This window comes from Brachybacterium sp. GCM10030267, assembly GCF_042666875.1.
GTDB lineage: Bacteria > Actinomycetota > Actinomycetes > Actinomycetales > Dermabacteraceae > Brachybacterium.
On record NZ_JBHTCX010000012.1, the window covers coordinates 635721 to 653196 of the forward strand.

Here is a 17476-nt window from a genome sequence, read left to right on the forward strand (position 1 = left end):
GCACTCACACCAGCCTCGTCATCCAGCCGTGCCGGTCGGGGATCCGGCCGTACTGGATGTCGGTGATCTCCTGGCGCAGGGCCAGAGTCGTCTTCCCCGAGCCCCCGTCGCCGACGGTCCAGGACCCACCGAGCGCGCGGAACTCGCCGATCGGGTTGATGACCGCGGCGGTGCCGCAGGCGAACATCTCGGTGATCTCGCCGGAGCTGACCTGCTCGAGCACGTCGCTCATCGCCAGGCGCTGCTCGACGCGCTCGAGCCCGCGGTCAGCGGCCAGGGCCAGCACGGATTCGCGGGTGATGCCCTCGAGGATCGATCCGGTGATGCTCGGGGTGAGCAGACGGCCGTCGGCGGTGATCGCGAAGACGTTCATCCCGGAGAGCTCGTCGATGTTCGTGCGCGTCTCGGAATCCAGGAACAGCACCTCGTCGGCCCCGTGCTCGAGGGCCTCGGCCTTGCCCAGCAGGGAGGAGGCGTAGTTGCCGCCGCACTTGGCGGCGCCGGTGCCGCCGGCGCCCGCGCGGGAGTACTCGTCGCTGATCCACACCACCAGCGGCTGCACGCCCCGGGGGAAATAGGCGCCGGCCGGGGAGGCGATGACGTAGTACTCCACGCGGCGGGAGGCCCGGACCCCGAGGAACTCCTCGCTGGCGAACATGAAGGGGCGCAGGTACAGCGACTCCTCGGTGGTGGGTGCGGGCACCCAGGGCTCGTCGGCAGCGACGAGCGCCGTGAGGGAGGTGAGGAAGGCGTCGGTCGCCAGCTCCGGCAGGGCGAGCCGGCGGGCGGAGGCCTGCATCCGCTCGGCATTGCGCTCGGGGCGGAAGGTCCACACGGACCCATCGGCATGGCGGAACGCCTTCAGCCCCTCGAAGATCTCCTGGGCGTAGTGCAGCACGGCGGAGGCGGGCGAGAGCTGGATCGGGCCGTACGGGACCACCTCGCCCTCGTCCCAGCCGGCGTCGGCGGTCCACGTCGCATGGGCCATGAAGTCGGTGAAGTAGGTGCCGAAGCCCGAGTCGGCGAGGATGCGGGCGCGCTCGTCGTCGCCGATGCGACGGGCCTGTTCGGTGTGGGGGAAGGCGAGCGCGCTCACGGGAGTCTCCTCGGGTCGGTGGCGGTCAGGGCACAAGTCTTGCAGGGTCGCGGGTCAGCGTCCGGAGATCGCGGCGACCAGGGCGTCCCCGATCGCGGTGGTCCCGCGGTCGCCCGGACCACTGGGCTGGGCGCGGGCGGAGAGGTCCTGCTCGACGGCGGCGCGGACCGTGGCGGCCGGTCCGCCGTGACCGAGGTGGTCCAGCAGCAGGGCGACCGAGAGCACCGTCGCGGTGGGGTCGGCGAGGCCCTTCCCGGCGATGTCGGGGGCGGAGCCGTGGACCGGTTCGAACATGGAGGGGAAGGCGCCGGTGGGGTTGATGTTGGCGCTCGCGGCCAGGCCGATGCCGCCGCCGACGGCCGCGGCGAGGTCGGTGACGATGTCGCCGAAGAGGTTGTCGGTGACGATCACGTCGAAGCGGGAGGGGTCGGTGACCAGGTAGATCATGGTGGCGTCGACGTGGGCGTAGTCGACCTCGACGCCCGGGTGCTCCGCGCCGACCTCCTCGACGATGCGGCGCCACAGGTGACCGGCGTGGACCAGCACGTTGTGCTTGTGCACCAGGGTCAGCTTCCCCCGGCGCTTCTCGGCCTGCTCGAACGCGTAGCGCACCACGCGCTCGACGCCGACGGCGGTATTGAGGGAGACCTCGGTGGCGACCTCGAGCGGCGTCCCGGTGCGCATCGAGCCGCCGTTGCCGACGTACGGCCCCTCGGTGCCCTCACGCACCACCAGGAAGTCCACCTCGCTGGGATCTGCCAGGGGCGAGTCCACGCCGGGGAACAGCCGTGTCGGACGCAGATTCACGTACTGGTCGAAGCCGAAGCGGAGCGTCAGCAGCAGCCCGCGCTCGAGGACGCCCGAGGGGACGTCGGGGTCGCCGACGGCGCCGAGCAGGATCGCGTCGTGCTCGGCCAGGCGCGCCATGTCCTCATCGGTCAGGGTCTCGCCCGTGCGGTGCCAGCGCCCCGCGCCGAGGTCGAAGTCCGTGGTCTCGACGCTGACCCCGGCCGGTTCGAGGGCCGCCCGAAGGGCCCGCACACCCTGCGGGACGACCTCGTGGCCGATGCCGTCCCCCTCGATGACGGCGAGGCGGAGGGTGCTGCTCGGGCTGGCGGTGCTCATGGGGACTCCGGTTCTGCGGGATGCGTCAGGAGGTGGGATCAGTCAGGGGCCGGCTCGGTCAGGTGACCGGATCGGTCAGGGAACGGGGTCAGTAGACGAGGTCGACGGCGTGGATGGAATGGGCGCCGATCGACGCGCCGATCGATTCGGCGAGCTCGCGATCCACGGAGACGTCCAGGTCGAGGACCACCAGGGCCTCGGCGCCGGGGCCGTTCCCGGCGCGGGAGACCTGCATGCCGGCGATGTTCACGCCGGCCTCTCCCAGATGGGCGCCGTACTGGCCGATCAGGCCGGGGCCGTCGTCGTAGCGGATCATCAGCAGGTGATCGCTCAGCGGCACGTCGAGCTCGTGGCCGCCGACCTCGATCAGCTTGTGGGCCTGCTCGACGCCGCTGAGGGTGCCCGAGACGGAGACCACCTGGCCGTCACGGAGCGTGCCGCGGATGGTGATGACGTTGCGGAACCGCTCCGAGGTCTCGTCGGTCACGAGCTGGACCGTGATGCCGCGCTCCTCCGCCATCACCGGGGCGTTGACGTAGCTGACCTGCTCGGTGACCACGCTGCGGAAGATGCCGCGCAGCGCGGAGAGCTTCAGGGCGGTGACGTCGCGGGAGGCGATCTCGCCGTGGACCTCGATGTCCAGCAGGTCCGGCGCCTCGGCGGCCAGAGCCGTGAACAGCTGGCCGAGGCGGTCGGCGAGGGCCACACCGGGGCGCACCTCGTCATCCAGGGCACCGCCGGCGACGTTGACCGCGTCGGGCACCAGCTCACCGGCAAGTGCCAGCCGCACGGACTTGGCGACGGCCACGCCGGCCTTCTCCTGCGCCTCGGCGGTGGAGGCGCCCAGGTGCGGAGTGAGCGTGACGCTGTCGAGCTCGAGCAGCCGCGCCGCGGTCTCGGAGGTGGACGGGGGCTCGGAGGTGTACACGTCCAGCGCCGCACCGGCGATCCGCCCGGCCGACAGTGCCTCGTAGAGGGCCTCCTCGTCGATCAGCCCGCCGCGGGCGGCGTTGACGATGTGCAGGTTCGGCTTCGCCAGGGCGAACTGCTCGGCACCGATCAGGCCCGTGGTCTCGGGCGTCTTGGGCATGTGCACCGTGACGATGTCCGAGGCGCTCATCAGCTCATCCAGCTCGACCACGCGGGCGCCGAGCTCGGCGGCGCGGGTGTGGTTGACGTAGGGGTCATAGGCGAGCAGGTCCACGCCGAAGGGCGTCAGCCGCTCGGCGACCAGCTGACCGATGCGGCCGAAGCCGACGATGCCGACCGTCTTGCCGAGGAGCTCGACGCCGCTGAGCTGCTTGCGCTCCCAGCGTCCCGCCTTGACCGACGCGTCGGCGCGGGCGAGGTTGCGCAGCGACGCGAGCACGAGGGACACCGCGAGCTCCGCGGCGGAGACGATGTTGGAGGTGGGGGCGTTGATGACCATGACGCCTGCGGTGGTGGCGGCCTTGACGTCGACGTTGTCCAAGCCCACGCCCGCGCGGGCGACGACCTTCAGGCCGGGGGCGGCGGCGAACAGTTCGGCGTCCACGGCGGTGGCCGAGCGCACGAGCAGGGCGTCGGCCTCGGCGACGGCCTCGAGCAGGGCGGGACGGTCGGTGCCGTCGACATGGCGGACATCGGCGTCGTTGCCGAAGACCTCGATGGTGGCGGGCGAGAGTTCTTCGGCGAGGAGCACGACGGGACGCGTCACGGGATGTACCTCCGGGTCGGGTGGCAGCACCCGGGGATGCCGTCTCCGGGGCCAGGAAAAGAATACGTCGGTGTCCGCCATGCGATCACGCAAGTCATCATGCGAGATGCCGGCGGCGGGCGCACCGTGAGGGCGCGCCCGCCCCGTCTCAGCGGGCGGTGATCAGCGCGCGGCGCTGCCCTCGGTGTATCCGTCCACGCTCTCCTTGTTCCACGAGAACATCTTGCGCAGATCCTTGCCGACCGCCTCGATCGGGTGGGCCGCCTCCTGCTCGCGGAGCTTGGTGAACTCCGGGGCGCCGGCGTCCTGATCATCGATGAAGCGCTGGGCGAAGGAGCCGTCCTGGATGTCCGAGAGGATGTCCTTCATGGTGGCCTTGGTCTCGTCGGTCACCAGGCGCGGGCCGGAGACGTAGTCGCCGAACTCCGCGGTGTCCGAGCAGGACCAGCGCTGCTTGGTGATGCCGCCCTCGTTGATGAGGTCGACGATCAGCTTCAGCTCGTGGAGGACCTCGAAGTAGGCGATCTGCGGCTGGTACCCGGCCTCGGTGAGGGTCTCGAACCCGGCCTGTATCAGGTGGCTCACGCCGCCGCACAGCACGGCCTGCTCACCGAACAGGTCGGTCTCGGTCTCCTCGGTGAAGGTGGTCTTGATGACGCCGGCGCGGGTGCCGCCGATGCCCTTGGCGTAGGCCAGGGCGAGGTCCCAGGCGGAGCCGGAGGCGTCCTGCTCGACGGCGACGATGTCCGGGATGCCGCGGCCGGCGACGAACTCGCGGCGCACGGTGTGGCCGGGGGCCTTCGGGGCGATCAGGAGCACGTCGACGCCCTCGGGCACCTCGATGTAGCCGAAGCGGATGTTGAAGCCGTGGGCGAAGGCGAGCGCCTTGCCCTCGCTCAGGTGCGGCTGGATGGACTCCGCGTAGACCTTCCGCTGGTCCTGATCCGGGGTGAGGATCATGATCACGTCGGCCCACTCGGAGACCTCGGCGACGGTGCCGACGCCCAGGCCCTCCTCCTCGACCTTGGCGCGGGAGGAGGATCCCTCGCGCAGGCCGACGCGGACCTCGACGCCGCTGTCGCGCAGGTTCAGCGCATGGGCGTGGCCCTGTGAGCCGAAGCCGACGACGGCGACCTTCTTGCCCTGGATGATCGAGAGGTCGGCGTTGTCGTCGTAGTAGATCTCAGCCACGATGTGCTCCTTTGTCAGTGTGAGGTTCCGGTGAGCCGGTGCGAGGTTCCGGCGAGCCGGGCGACGGGTCGATCCTATCGCCGGGTGTCTTACGTAGTGAGAGGGCGTCTTCAGATGTGGGACGCGACCGCGCGGGTCAGGTGGGGGTCCTGGGTCTCAGCATCCCCTCGCCGCGCTCGGGTCAGCCCAGGAGGCTGCGGTCGGTGATCGCGCGACCGCCGCGGCCGATGGCCACCTCGCCGGACTTGACGATCTCCCGCACCCCGTACGGCTCGAGCATGCCCAGCAGGGCGTCGAGCTTGTCCTGGGTGCCGGTGGCCTCGATGGTCACCGCGTCGGGTGCGGCGTCGACCACCTTCGCGCGGAACATCTGCACGATCTCCAGCACCGAGGTGCGGGTGGTGGCGTCGGCGCCGACCTTGATCAGGATCAGCTCGCGCTGCACGGTCGCCTTCGCATCGAGCTGGACGATCTTGAGCACGTTGACGAGCTTGTTCAGCTGCTTGGTGATCTGCTCCAGCGGATGCTGATCGACGTCGACGACGACGGTGATCCGGGAGATCTCGGGGTGCTCGGTGGGGCCGACGGCCAGCGAGGCGATGTTGAACCCGCGGCGGGCGAACAGGGCCGCCACGCGGGTGAGGACGCCGGGCTTGTTCTCGACCAGCACCGAGAGGGTCTGGGTATTGGGGCGGGTCACGGAATCGATGTCGTTCATGGTCAGATGTCCCTCTCCCACTCGGGGCTCATGCCCTGCGCGATCTGGATCTGGTCGTTGGAGACGCCGGTGGGCACCATCGGCCACACCATCGCATCGGCGCTGACGGTGAAGTCGACGACCACGGGGCGGTCGTTGATCCCCATGGCCTCCTCGATCGTCGCATCGATGTCCTCGTCGCGCTCGCAGCGCAGGCCGGCGGCTCCGTAGGCCTCGGCGAGCTTGACGAAGTCCGGGATCCGGCGGGTGCCGTGACCGGTGTTGAGGTCGGTGTGCGAGTAGCGCTGGTCGTAGAACAGGTTCTGCCACTGGCGCACCATGCCCAGGCTGGAGTTGTTGATGACGGCCACCTTGATCGGGATGCCGTTGATGACGCAGGTCGCCAGCTCCTGATTGGTCATCTGGAAGCAGCCGTCACCGTCGATGGCCCACACGGTCCGCTCGGGCTGGCCGACCTTCGCGCCCATCGCGGCCGGCACCGCGTAGCCCATCGTGCCCAGGCCCCCGGAGTTGATCCAGGAGCACGGCCGCTCGTAGCCGACGAACTGGCTCGACCACATCTGGTGCTGGCCCACGCCGGCGACGAAGACCGACTCCGGCCCGGAGATCGCACCGATCCGCGAGATCACCTTCTGCGGCGCGGTGAAGCCGTCCTCGGTCGCGGTCCATCCCAGCGGGTAGTTCTCCCGCAGCATGTTCAGCGTGTTCCACCAGGCCTCGTGGTCGCGCGTGTCGTACTCGGCGATGCGCGAGCGCAGCTCCGTCGTCAGCAGCGTGGCGACGTCGCCCGCCTGGCCGACGATCGGCACGTCGGCCTCACGGTTCTTGGAGATTTCGGCCGGATCGACATCGGCATGGACGATCTTCGCGCCCGGCGCGAAGGTGTCCAGGCGGCCCGTGACACGGTCGTCGAAACGGGCACCGATGGCCACGATGAGATCCGCCCGCTGCAGCGCGGAGACGGCGGCCACGGTGCCGTGCATGCCCGGCATGCCCAGATGGCTGGGGTGGGAATCGGGCAGGGCGCCGCGGGCCATCAGGGTGGTGGTGAAGGGCACCCCGGAGACCTCGATCAGCTCGCCGACCTCGCGCGAGGCGCCTCCGCGCAGCACGCCGCCGCCGAGCAGGAACACGGGGCGCTCGGCCTCCATCAGCAGCGAGACGGCCTCGCGGATCTGCTTGCTGTGCGGCCGCGGCTCGGGCCGGTACCCGGGCAGGTCGAGGGTCTCGGGCCACACGAAGTCGGTGGTGGCCTGCTGGGCGTCCTTGGTGACGTCCACGAGCACCACGCCGGGGCGGCCCGTCGAGGCGATGTGGAAGGCCTGCTTGATGACCTTGGGGATGTCATCGGCGTTCTTGACCAGGAAGTTGTGCTTGGTCACGGGCATCGTCATGCCGACGATGTCCGCCTCCTGGAAGCCGTCGGTACCGATCAGGGACGAGGCGACCTGGCCGGTGATCGCGACCATCGGAATCGAGTCCATCTGCGCGTCGGCGATGGCGGTGATGAGGTTGGTGGCGCCCGGGCCCGAGGTGGCCAGGCACACGCCGACCTTGCCGGTGGCGTGGGCGTAGCCGCTGGCGGCGTGTCCGGCACCCTGCTCGTGGCGCACCAGCACGTGGCGCAGGGTCTTGGCGTCCATCAACGGGTCGTAGGTCGGCAGGATCGCGCCGCCGGGAAGACCGAAGACGACCTCGGCCCCGGCGTGCTCGAGGGACTCGACCAGCGCCTGTGCGCCGGTCATCTGCTGCGGGGTCATCGATACTCCTTCGTCGGCTCGGACGGTAGCGGCGCCGGGCGATCCCTGTCCCCCGCGCCTGCCGCCCCCCTCACAAGGGGCCGGACACGAAAAAACCCCTCCAGCCGACTGGCTGACGAGGGGCGCGCGGAGGACGTCTCGAAGAAACGAACGGGCGTCAGCCGCGCTCGATGACTACGAGAAGGATCGTCTGCATGTCCACAGACTAGGGCGTCGGGCTCGCGTCGCACCAGAGGTCCGCATCGCGAGACACGGATCACCGTCGGAGCCCGTCCAGCCCGCGCCACACCCGGGGCACCGGTGAACTCCCCGTGACTCATACGGACACAAACCCCTTAGCGCTTGTGTTCGGGCACATAAATTTGCATTATGGGCGCCATGAGCCGAACCGATACTGCGACGAGCTCGCCAGCCGACACCTCGCCGTCCCAGGCCTCCCCGGCACCCTCCGGCATGGCCCGACCCTCCCGGTCCGGGAAGCCGCAGGGGCAGTGGAAGGTCGACGGACCGGAGCCACTGAACCACAACGAGGAGTTCAAGGCGGAGGACAACGGGCTCAACGTCCGCGAGCGGATCGAGACGATCTACGCCCACGAGGGCTTCGACTCGATCCCCGACGACGATCTGCACGGTCGCTTCCGCTGGTGGGGGCTGTACACGCAGCGCAAGCCCGGCATCGACGGCGGGCGCACCGCCCAGCTCGAGCCCCACGAGCTCGAGGACGAGTACTTCATGCTGCGCGTGCGCACCGACGGCGAGGCGCTCTCGCCGCGCGCCCTGCGGGTGCTCGGCGGCATCTCGACCGAGTTCGCCCGGGGCTCAGCAGACATCTCGGACCGCGAGAACCTCCAGTACCACTGGATCGAGGTCGAGAACGTCCCCGAGATCTGGAGCCGGCTGGCGTCGGTGGGCCTGGAGACGACGACGGCCTGCGGCGACACCCCGCGCGGCTTCCTCGGCAGCCCGGTGGCCGGCATCGCGGCCGACGAGATCATCGACCCCACCCCCGTGATCGCGGAGATCAAGCGCCGCTTCATCGGTGACCCGGAGCTGGCCAACCTGCCCCGCAAGTTCAAGACGGCCATCACCGGCCACCCCAGCCAGGACGTGGTCCACGAGATCAACGACATCTCCCTGGTCGGTGTGGTCCACCCCGAACTCGGCCCCGGGTACGACCTCTGGGTCGGCGGCGCCCTGTCCACGTCCCCGCGGCTCGCCGAGCGGCTCGGCGCCTTCGTCCGCGAGGACCAGGCCGCCGACGTCTGGCACGGCGTGGTGCAGATCTTCCGCGACTACGGCTACCGGCGCCTGCGCAACAAGGCCCGGCTGAAGTTCCTGCTGGCCGAATGGGGCACGGAGCGCTTCCGGGAGGTGCTCGAGACCGAGTACCTCGGGTACCAGCTGGCCGACGGGCCCGCCCCGGAGGCTCCCACCGGCCCCTCGGACCACATCGGGGTGCATCCGCAGAAGGATGGCCGGTTCTACATCGGCGCCGCCCCCATCGTGGGCCGCGCCGGCGGCGATCTGTTCACCCGGCTGGGCGACCTCGTCGAGAGGGTCGGCGCCGACGCCGTCCGCCTGACCGCGTTCCAGAAGCTCGTCGTGCTCGGAGTGCCCGCCGAGGGCGTCGACCAGATGGTCACCGGGCTCGAGGAACTGGGACTTGCCACTCGCCCCAGCCCGTTCCGCCGCTCCACCATGGCGTGCACCGGCCTCGAGTTCTGCAAGCTCGCCATCGTCGACACCAAGGACACCGCCGAGCACGCGATCACCGAGCTCGAGCGCCGCCTGGCCGATATCGAGCCGGAACTGGATGAGCCCATCAGCCTGCACATCAACGGCTGCCCGAACTCCTGCGCCCGGATCCAGACCGCGGACATCGGTCTGAAGGGCCAGATCATCACCACCGACGAAGGCGAGCAGGTCCCGGGATTCCAGGTCCATCTGGGCGGCTCCCTGGCCTCCCCCGGGCTCGATGAGCCTCAGCTGGGCCGCACCCTGCGCCGCCACAAGGTGGCAGCGCGCGAGCTCCCCGACTACGTCGAGCGAGTCGTGCGATGCTACGTGGGGTCCCGCGCCCAGGGTGAGTCCTTCGCCGCCTGGGCCCATCGCACCGAGGACGAGGAGCTCCGATGACCACGACCGCGACCGCACGGACCACCCGCCTGCGCGCGCTGGCGGAGGACGCCTCGCAACGTTTCGCCGCCCTCGAGGACACCCTCGGGCCCGAGGAGCTCGCCGCAGCCGTCTCGGCCTGGGCGGCCGAGACCTTCGGGGAGTCGCTGGCCGTCGCCTGCAGCATGGCCGACGCGGTGCTGCCGCACGTGGTCTCCCAGCATCAGCCCGGGGTCGATGTGCTCTTCCTGGAGACCGGCTACCACTTCCCCGAGACCCTCGCCACCCGGGACCGGGTCGCCGAGGAGCTCGACGTGACCGTGGTCGACGTGCTGCCGGAGCGGACCGTGCCGCAGCAGGACCAGGAGTTCGGGGCGAAGCTCCACGACCGCGATCCCGGCGCCTGCTGCGCGATGCGCAAGGTCGATCCTCTGCGCCGTGCGCTGGGCGGGTACGACGCCTGGGTCACCGGCGTGCGCCGCGAGGAGGGCCCCACCCGTGCCGGGACCCCGCTGGTCACCTACGACGAGAACTTCGATCTGGTGAAGATCAACCCGCTGGCGACGTGGTCCTTCGAGCGGCTGACCGCCTACTCCCGGGACCGGGAGCTGCCGGAGAACCCGCTGCTGGAACAGGGCTTCCCGAGCATCGGGTGCGCCCCGTGCACCCGCGCCGTGGCCCCCGGCGAGGACCCGCGCGCGGGCCGCTGGGCGGGCTCCGCGAAGACCGAGTGCGGGCTCCACCCCGCCGGTGACGACACCCGCCCGTCACCTCAGCCTGTCACCCTGCCCGTGCCCACCCGGAACCTCATCTCCGTGGACCCCGAACAGGAGAACCGATGACGACTCTGGCCCAGGCCGGCTCCTCCGGCTCTGCCACGCCTGCAGACCCCGCCGTGTCCGCCACCGCCGCCCCGGTCAGCGCGCTGACCGCCGCCTCGAAGGACTCCGACCTGCTGGACGTGCTCGAGAGCGAAGCCATCCACATCATCCGCGAGGTGGTCGCCGAGCTCGAGCGGCCGGTGATGCTGTTCTCCGGCGGCAAGGACTCCGTGGTCATGCTGCACCTGGCGGCGAAGGCCCTGTGGCCCGCGCCGATCCCGTTCCCGGTGCTGCACGTGGACACCGGGCACAACTTCCCCGAGGTGCTCGCCTTCCGCGATGCCACCGTCGAGCGTCTCGGCGTCGACCTCCACGTCGCCTCCGTCCAGGAGTACCTCGACGACGGCCGACTCCAGGAGCGGCCCGACGGCACCCGCAATCCCCTGCAGACCATTCCCCTGCTGGACGCGATCGAGGAGCATCGTTTCGATGCCGTCTTCGGCGGTGGTCGCCGCGACGAGGACAAGGCCCGCGCCAAGGAGCGCATCTTCAGCCTCCGCAACGGCTTCGGCCACTGGGACCCCAAGAACCAGCGCCCCGAGCTGTGGCATCTCTACAACACGCGGCGCCGCCCTGGGGAGCACGTGCGCGTCTTCCCGCTGTCGAACTGGACCGAGCTGGATGTGTGGCGCTACATCGCCCGCGAGAACATCGAGCTGCCCTCTCTCTACTACGCGCACGAGCGCGCGGTCATCGAGCGCGAGGGGATGCTGCTCTCCCCCGGCGACTGGGGCGAGCTGCGTGAGGGCGAGGAGCCTGTCGTGCGCACCGTCCGGTACCGCACCGTCGGCGACATGTCCTGCACCGGCGCCGTGCTCTCGGACGCCTTCGACGTGGAGGCGGTGATCGCGGAGGTCGCCGCGACCACCGTGACCGAGCGTGGCGCGACCCGCGCCGACGACCGCCTCTCCGAGGCCGCCATGGAGGACCGCAAGAAAGAGGGCTACTTCTGATGACCAGCACCGACGTGCTCCCGGACCTCACCGGTCGCTCCGAGGCCTCCGGGCCCACCCTGCTGCGTCTGGCCACCGCCGGCAGTGTGGACGACGGCAAGTCGACCCTCATCGGGCGGCTCCTGCACGACACCAAGTCGGTGCTGGCCGATCAGCTCGCCGCGGTCGAGGCCGCCAGCCGTCAGCGCGGCTGGAAGGGCGAGCTGGCCGACCTGGCGCTGCTGACCGACGGCCTGCGCGCCGAGCGTGAGCAGGGCATCACCATCGACGTCGCCTACCGCTACTTCGCCACGGCCGGCCGCTCCTACGTGCTGGCCGACACCCCCGGCCACGTGCAGTACACCCGCAACACGGTCACCGGGGCCTCCACGGCCGACGTGGTGGTCGTGCTGGTCGACGCCCGCAAGGCCGTGGTCGAGCAGACCCGGCGCCATCTGGCGGTCGCCGCCCTGCTGCGCGTGCCCCACGTGATCGTCGCGCTGAACAAGATCGACCTGGTCGATGACCCCCAGCGCGTCTACGAGGAGGTCACCACCCAGCTCGGTCTCGTCAGCGAGGCCCTGGCGCTGCGGGATCTGCAGGTGGTGCCGCTCTCCGCGCTGCACGGCGACAACGTCGTCCAGCGGTCCGAGCGCACGCCCTGGTACGAGGGCCACACGCTGCTCGAGCTGCTGGAGACGCTGCCCCCGGGGCGGGCCCTCCAGGACGGGGCGTTCCGGATGCCGGTCCAGCTCGTGATCCGGCCGCAGCACGGCGCCCGGGACGAGGCCCATGTCGAGTACCGCGGGTACGCGGGCCTGATCACCTCCGGCGCGGTGGAGGTCGGCGACGAGATCGTGGTCGCCGACTCCGGCCGACGGACCACCGTGGCCGGCATCGACCGCGCCGATCAGCCGGTTCAGCGGGCCGAGGCGGGGCTGTCGGTCACGCTGCGCCTCAGCGACGACCTCGACGTCTCCCGCGGCGACCTGATCGCGGCCGGAGACCCCCCGACCCCGGCCGAGCAGGCCTCTGCCGTGCTGTGCTGGCTCTCGGAGTCCCCCCTGCGTGCGGGGGCCCGCGTGCTGGTCAAGCACGGCACCCGCACCGTCCAGGCCCGCGTGGTCGGGATCCACGAGCGCCTGGACATCATGAGCTTGGAGAAGGTCCCGGCGGAGACCGCCGAGCTCAACGACCTCGTGCTCGTGGACCTGGCCTTCGCCCAGCCGCTCCCGCTGGAGTCCTACCGCAGCTCCCGCGACGGCGGGTCCTTCATCGTCATCGATCCGCAGGACGCCACCACGCTGGCGGCGGGGATGGCCGGCGCGCAGCTGCGCGCCTGAGGGACCTCATGTCCCTCGACATTGTCGCCGTCCCGGTCGACGCGGGCTGAGGCGGGGCGAGAGATGCGCGATCTTCCCAGCACCGTGCTCGACCCCGGGTCCGTCGCCCTCGTCGGCGGCGGCCCGGGCGCCCTGGACCTGATCACCGTCAGGGCCCTGGACCTGCTGCGCCAGGCTGACGTGGTGGTCGTGGACCGGCTGGGGCCGGTGGGCCTGACCGAACTGCTCGAGGACGACGTCGAGATCGTCGACGTGGGCAAGATCCCGGGCGGGCGCTCGACGTCGCAGCAGGCGATCAACGATCTGCTCGTCCAGCACGCCCGCGCGGGCCGGCGCGTGGTCCGGCTCAAGGGCGGCGATCCCTTCGTGCTCGGCCGCGGTGGCGAGGAGGTCCTGGCCTGCCGCGCCGCCGGCGTGCCGGTCCAGGTCGTGCCCGGGGTCAGCGCTGCGGTCGCCGGGCCTGCGGCCGGCGACGTCCCCGTCACCCACCGCGGCACGGCTGTCGCGACCCACACCGTCAGCGCGCACGGGGACCTCTCCCCCGCCGATCTCGCCGCGCTGCGGGATCCCGCGACCACGACCGTGCTCATGATGGGGCTGGGGTGGTTGCCGCGCCTGGTCTCCCAGGCCCTGCTGAACGGCGTCGACCCGCAGGTGCCGGTGGCCGTCGTGCAGGAGGCGACGATGCCGGGGCAACGGGTCGTCCACGGGACGCTCTCCACCATCGCCGACGTGGTGCGGGAGGCCGGGATCGGCTCGCCCGCGGTGATCGCCGTCGGACGCACCGCCGCCGAGGGCTTCCTGACGCCTTCCCAGCGGAGCGAGCCCGCCGGGGGTGGTGAGCCCGCACGCCCGACCCCGGATCCCGCCGCGGGCCCGACCCTCATCGGCTGCGCCCACGGCACCCGGGACCGCCAGGGACGCGACGTGATCCGGTCACTGCTGAGGCGGGTCCAGGATCAGCTGCCCGACGTGGCGGTGCGGGAGGCCTACGTCGACGTGCAGACCCCGGAGATCACCGACGCCGTCCGGGCAGCGGCGCCCGCGCTGCCCGAACGACGCACCCGGGAGTCCGATGCCCCTGCGGCCGCTGTGGTCGTCCCGCTGCTGCTCTCGACGGGATTCCATGTCGCCCACGACATCGCCCAGGCGATCCGCGACCGCGCCTGCGTCGCGAGCGGTCCCCTGGGCCCCGACGCGCGTCTGGCGGAGGTACTGGCACAGCGACTGCTGGAGGCGGGCGCCCAGGAGGACGACACCGTGGTGCTGGCCGTCGCCGGCACTCGCGATCCCGACGGCCAGGCGATGGCCCGACAGATGGCGCAGCTGCTGAGCGACCACCTCGGGCGCGAGGTCACCGTCGGATTCATCTCCGCCGCACGCCCGTCGGTCGCCGAGGAGGTCGCCCGGCGCCGGGAGAGCGATGGACAGGACCGGCGGGTCGTGCTGGCGAACTATCTGCTGGCCCCCGGGTACTTCCACGGCCTCCTCGCGGACGCGGGAGCCGACGTGGTCGCGGCGCCGCTCGGCGACCATCCCCTGGTGGCGGACATCGTGGTGGACCGCTACCAGGGGATGCTCGGGACCTGAGGACCGCTCAAACCTGGGGACCGCTCAGGATCCGAGGAGTCCTCAGGGCAGGGGCCGACGGGTCGCGCCGTAGGTCGCCGACCGCACCAGGTGCGCGTAGACCTTCAGGGCCTGGGAGACCTGGCGCTCGCGGCCGTCGGGGCGCCACGGCAGGGGTCCCTTGGCTTCGCGGCGGCGAGCCAGCTCGTCCTCGTCCACGTCGAGCTGCAGCAGGCGCTTGTCGACGTCCATGACGATCCGGTCACCGTCCTCGATCAGTCCGATCAGCCCGCCCTCGGCAGCTTCCGGGGAGATGTGGCCGATCGAGACGCCGCTGGTGCCGCCGGAGAAGCGGCCGTCGGTGATCAGCGCGCAGGTCTTGCCCAGGCCCCGCCCCTTGAGGAACGAGGTCGGGTAGAGCATCTCCTGCATGCCGGGGCCTCCCTGCGGCCCCTCATAGCGGATGACGACGACGTGACCGGCCTGGACGGTCTTGTCGAGGATCTTCTGGACCGCCTCCTCCTGCGAGTCGCAGACCACGGCCGTGCCCTCGAAGTGGAAGAGGTCCTCGCTGATGCCGGCGGTCTTGATCACGGCGCCGTCGGCGGCGAGGTTGCCCGTGAGCATGCACAGCCCGCCGTCCTTCGTGAACGCGTGCGGCACGGCACGGATCACGCCGGACTCGGCGTCGGTGTCCAGCTCCTTCCACATGTTCGTCGAGGAGAAGGCCTGGGTGGTGCGCACTCCCCCGGGTGCCGCGTGGAACAGCGCGTCGGCCTCGGCCGTGGCGCTGCCGCCGCGGATATCCCAGTCGCGCAGCCAGGAGTCCAGGTCCGGCGAGTGGACGGAGTGGACGGTGTGGTCGAGCAGATCGGCCCGGTCGAGCTCACCGAGGATGGCGGGGATCCCGCCGGCGCGGTGGACGTCCTCGACGTGGGCGGTGCCGTTGGGGGCGACCTTGGACAGGCACGGCACGGAGCGCGAGAGCCGGTCGATGTCCTCGAGACCGAAATCGATCTCGCCCTCGATGGCGGCGGCGAGGATGTGCAGCACGGTGTTGGTCGAGCCGCCCATGGCCACGTCCAGGCTCATCGCGTTGGCGAAGGCCGCCTTGGTGGCGATGCTGCGCGGCAGCACGGTCTCCTCGTCCTGCTCGTAGTAGCGCCTGGCGAGATCGACGACGGTCCGGCCGGCGCCGAGGAAGAGCTCCTTGCGGAAGGCGTGCGTGGCCAGCGTGGTGCCGTTGCCGGGCAGGGACAGCCCCAGCGCCTCGGTCAGGCAGTTCATGGAGTTGGCGGTGAACATTCCCGAGCAGGACCCGCAGGTGGGGCAGGCGTTGTCCTCGATCTCGGCGAGCTGGGCGTCGCTGACGGAGTCGTCGGCCGACAGCGACATCGCATCGACCAGGTCCAGGCGGTTCTCGGTCACGCCCTCGACGGGCTCGCCGGATTCCATCGGGCCGCCCGAGACGAAGACGACGGGGATGTTCAGCCGCATCGCGGCCATCAGCATCCCCGGGGTGATCTTGTCGCAGTTGGAGATGCACACCAGCGCGTCGGCGCAGTGGGCCTCGACCATGTACTCGACCGAGTCGGCGATGATGTCGCGGCTGGGCAGGGAGTACAGCATGCCCCCGTGGCCCATCGCGATCCCGTCGTCGACGGCGATGGTGTTGAACTCCTTGGCGACACCGCCGGCCTCCTTGATCGCCCCCGCCACCAGGTCGCCCATGTTCTTGAGGTGGACGTGGCCGGGGACGAACTGGGTGTACGAGTTCGCGATCGCGACGATCGGTTTGCCGAAGTCGGAGCTGTCCATGCCGGTCGCGCGCCAGAGGGCGCGGGCACCGGCCATGTTGCGGCCGTGGGTGGTGGTGCGGGAACGGAGCTGAGGCATGAGCGAGATACTACGCTCCGGCATGCGAGACGCGGGCCCAGCATCCGGACGGTGGACGGCTCTCGGTTCCGGTGGGATCCGATCGGCGCTCCCGATCCTCTCGGACGAGAGCGCCCTGTAGCGTGGGATCGATGACCCACATCATGCGCCTCGCCGTCAGCCTCGTCGTGGCCACCGCCATCCTCGGCGTGAGCACCTGGGTGACGTCGCTCGTCTTCTTGGGGGCTGCAGGATTCGGACCCGGCTTCCACCTTCCGCAGTTCCTGCTCCGAGTCGTCGTCCACACACTGCTGCTGTGGGGCGTCTGGGAGATCGGTGCCTCCGCGCAGCGCCGACGAGATCAGAGCTGACCAGGCCCGGCGATGCTGTCGCCCCGAGAGCGCTGTTCACGGCAACCCCCGTGAACCCATCCCACTCATGCACCCACCAGCCTGTTGGCCAGGGTGGACATCGTGTAGATGCCGACCGTGAAGACGATGTCGAGCGCATGCTCGCGGGTGAAACCGGCCTCGAGGAGCTGCTCCACCTCGTCTTCCGCAACGGCACCCGAGGTCTCCAGCAGGCTCTCGGTGAAGCGACGCACTTCCTCGAGTGCTGGATCGGTCAGCGGGGCCCGCGCTCTCAGTGCTTCGAGGTGCACCCCTTCGCCGAGCGACCTCAGAGTGGCGCCATGGATGGCAAGACACGTGTCACATCCATTCCGAGCGGCGACGGTGAGGATGACGACTTCGCGCGCCGGCGCCGGCAAGGTCGATCGGTCGACAGCTGCCGAACCGGCGAGGAACCCGGCCAGGAGCGTCGGAGATTCGGCGAGCAGTGCTACGGCACGGGGAATGCCGCCGAACTTGGCTGCTGCCTGCTCCATCGCCGGTACGGACGCGGAGGGTGCGGTGTCCATGGTGTGCGGGACGAACGGTGGCATGATGACTCCAGTCCTGAGTGTCGGGATATCGGCGGAGACCCGGAGAGGCAGACAATCCGGTTGTCTATATCCCGACGGTATGTCACGCCGCGATCATGGTCAAGGAGGTTGACTATCATGGGTACGCATAACCGATCGCAGCGACCGGCATACGAGCTGGCGCTTCTCCTCATGGGAGCGTTCGATCGTCTGACCAGCGAAGTTCATGAGCGACTCGCGCAGCAGGGACACC

Annotated in this window: 14 protein-coding genes; 6 read left to right on the forward strand and 8 right to left on the reverse strand. The window is 70.5% G+C overall.

The features are described 5' to 3' along the window. Positions 1–4 precede the first annotated feature (4 nt). The 6 genes from ACFQS2_RS13965 to ACFQS2_RS13990 form a co-directional block, all read right to left on the reverse strand. The gene (locus ACFQS2_RS13965) at positions 5–1096 is read right to left on the reverse strand and encodes a branched-chain amino acid aminotransferase (RefSeq protein WP_377794120.1); all 1092 of its coding nucleotides are present in this window, start codon (positions 1094–1096) and stop codon (positions 5–7) included. 54 nt (positions 1097–1150) lie between these two features. Then, positions 1151–2221, reverse strand: a complete 1071-nt coding sequence (locus ACFQS2_RS13970; RefSeq protein WP_377016404.1) for a 3-isopropylmalate dehydrogenase — start codon at positions 2219–2221, stop codon at positions 1151–1153. A gap of 88 nt (positions 2222–2309) precedes the next feature. Continuing rightward, positions 2310–3917, reverse strand: coding sequence for a phosphoglycerate dehydrogenase (gene serA / locus ACFQS2_RS13975; protein ID WP_377794121.1), 1608 nt, complete (start codon positions 3915–3917; stop codon positions 2310–2312). Positions 3918–4079: 162 nt separating this feature from the next. Further along, positions 4080–5126 carry a ketol-acid reductoisomerase gene (ilvC, locus tag ACFQS2_RS13980; protein WP_377794180.1) on the reverse strand — a complete coding sequence of 349 codons (1047 nt, stop codon included), beginning with the start codon at positions 5124–5126 and terminating at the stop codon, positions 4080–4082. A gap of 163 nt (positions 5127–5289) precedes the next feature. After that, positions 5290–5826 carry an acetolactate synthase small subunit gene (gene ilvN, locus ACFQS2_RS13985; protein WP_377794122.1) on the reverse strand — a complete coding sequence of 179 codons (537 nt, stop codon included), beginning with the start codon at positions 5824–5826 and terminating at the stop codon, positions 5290–5292. Positions 5827–5828: 2 nt separating this feature from the next. Beyond that, positions 5829–7586, reverse strand: a complete 1758-nt coding sequence (locus ACFQS2_RS13990) for an acetolactate synthase large subunit (protein ID WP_377794123.1) — start codon at positions 7584–7586, stop codon at positions 5829–5831. Positions 7587–7964: 378 nt separating this feature from the next. Between ACFQS2_RS13990 and ACFQS2_RS13995 the strand changes: the two genes are divergently transcribed. The 5 genes from ACFQS2_RS13995 to cobA all read left to right on the forward strand — a co-directional run bounded on the left by ACFQS2_RS13995 (position 7965) and on the right by cobA (position 14447). Next, the gene (locus ACFQS2_RS13995; protein WP_377016396.1) at positions 7965–9722 is read left to right on the forward strand and encodes a nitrite/sulfite reductase; all 1758 of its coding nucleotides are present in this window, start codon (positions 7965–7967) and stop codon (positions 9720–9722) included. Then, a complete protein-coding gene (locus ACFQS2_RS14000; protein WP_377794124.1) occupies positions 9719–10543 on the forward strand; it encodes a phosphoadenylyl-sulfate reductase in 825 nt (274 codons plus the stop codon). The genes ACFQS2_RS13995 and ACFQS2_RS14000 overlap by 4 nt, the downstream gene beginning before the upstream one ends. Continuing rightward, positions 10540–11535, forward strand: a complete 996-nt coding sequence (gene cysD / locus ACFQS2_RS14005; protein WP_377794125.1) for a sulfate adenylyltransferase subunit CysD — start codon at positions 10540–10542, stop codon at positions 11533–11535. Before ACFQS2_RS14000 ends, cysD begins: the two co-directional genes overlap by 4 nt. Next, positions 11535–12857 carry a sulfate adenylyltransferase subunit 1 gene (locus ACFQS2_RS14010; protein WP_377016389.1) on the forward strand — a complete coding sequence of 441 codons (1323 nt, stop codon included), beginning with the start codon at positions 11535–11537 and terminating at the stop codon, positions 12855–12857. The genes cysD and ACFQS2_RS14010 overlap by 1 nt, the downstream gene beginning before the upstream one ends. A 63-nt stretch (positions 12858–12920) precedes the next feature. After that, positions 12921–14447, forward strand: a complete 1527-nt coding sequence (cobA, locus tag ACFQS2_RS14015; protein WP_377794126.1) for a uroporphyrinogen-III C-methyltransferase — start codon at positions 12921–12923, stop codon at positions 14445–14447. Positions 14448–14489: 42 nt separating this feature from the next. Here cobA and ilvD read toward each other — a convergent pair whose 3' ends face one another. Continuing rightward, positions 14490–16322 carry a dihydroxy-acid dehydratase gene (gene ilvD, locus ACFQS2_RS14020; RefSeq protein ID WP_377794127.1) on the reverse strand — a complete coding sequence of 611 codons (1833 nt, stop codon included), beginning with the start codon at positions 16320–16322 and terminating at the stop codon, positions 14490–14492. 131 nt (positions 16323–16453) lie between these two features. Here ilvD and ACFQS2_RS14025 point away from each other — a divergent pair, with 131 nt between their 5' ends. Further along, entirely contained in the window at positions 16454–16672 is a 219-nt protein-coding gene (locus ACFQS2_RS14025) for a hypothetical protein (protein WP_377794128.1), read from the forward strand. A 65-nt stretch (positions 16673–16737) separates the two neighbouring features. On the opposite strand, the gene ACFQS2_RS14030 is transcribed toward ACFQS2_RS14025, so the two are convergent. Continuing rightward, a complete protein-coding gene (locus ACFQS2_RS14030; protein ID WP_377794129.1) occupies positions 16738–17244 on the reverse strand; it encodes a carboxymuconolactone decarboxylase family protein in 507 nt (168 codons plus the stop codon). Positions 17245–17476 lie beyond the last annotated feature (232 nt).

Bases quoted from the DNA above. Each gene is read 5' to 3' on its own strand.
- cysD (WP_377794125.1), top strand. From the start codon at position 10,540: ATGACGACTCTGGCCCAGGCCGGCTCCTCCGGCTCTGCCACGCCTGCA.
- cobA (WP_377794126.1), top strand. From the start codon at position 12,921: ATGCGCGATCTTCCCAGCACCGTGCTCGACCCCGGGTCCGTCGCCCTC.
- ACFQS2_RS13970 (WP_377016404.1), bottom strand. From the start codon at position 2,221: ATGAGCACCGCCAGCCCGAGCAGCACCCTCCGCCTCGCCGTCATCGAG.
- ACFQS2_RS14025 (WP_377794128.1), top strand. From the start codon at position 16,454: ATGACCCACATCATGCGCCTCGCCGTCAGCCTCGTCGTGGCCACCGCC.
- ACFQS2_RS14030 (WP_377794129.1), bottom strand. From the start codon at position 17,244: ATGCCACCGTTCGTCCCGCACACCATGGACACCGCACCCTCCGCGTCC.
- ACFQS2_RS14010 (WP_377016389.1), top strand. From the start codon at position 11,535: ATGACCAGCACCGACGTGCTCCCGGACCTCACCGGTCGCTCCGAGGCC.
- ilvN (WP_377794122.1), bottom strand. From the start codon at position 5,826: ATGAACGACATCGATTCCGTGACCCGCCCCAATACCCAGACCCTCTCG.
- ACFQS2_RS13990 (WP_377794123.1), bottom strand. From the start codon at position 7,586: ATGACCCCGCAGCAGATGACCGGCGCACAGGCGCTGGTCGAGTCCCTC.
- ilvD (WP_377794127.1), bottom strand. From the start codon at position 16,322: ATGCCTCAGCTCCGTTCCCGCACCACCACCCACGGCCGCAACATGGCC.
- ACFQS2_RS13995 (WP_377016396.1), top strand. From the start codon at position 7,965: ATGAGCCGAACCGATACTGCGACGAGCTCGCCAGCCGACACCTCGCCG.
- ACFQS2_RS14000 (WP_377794124.1), top strand. From the start codon at position 9,719: ATGACCACGACCGCGACCGCACGGACCACCCGCCTGCGCGCGCTGGCG.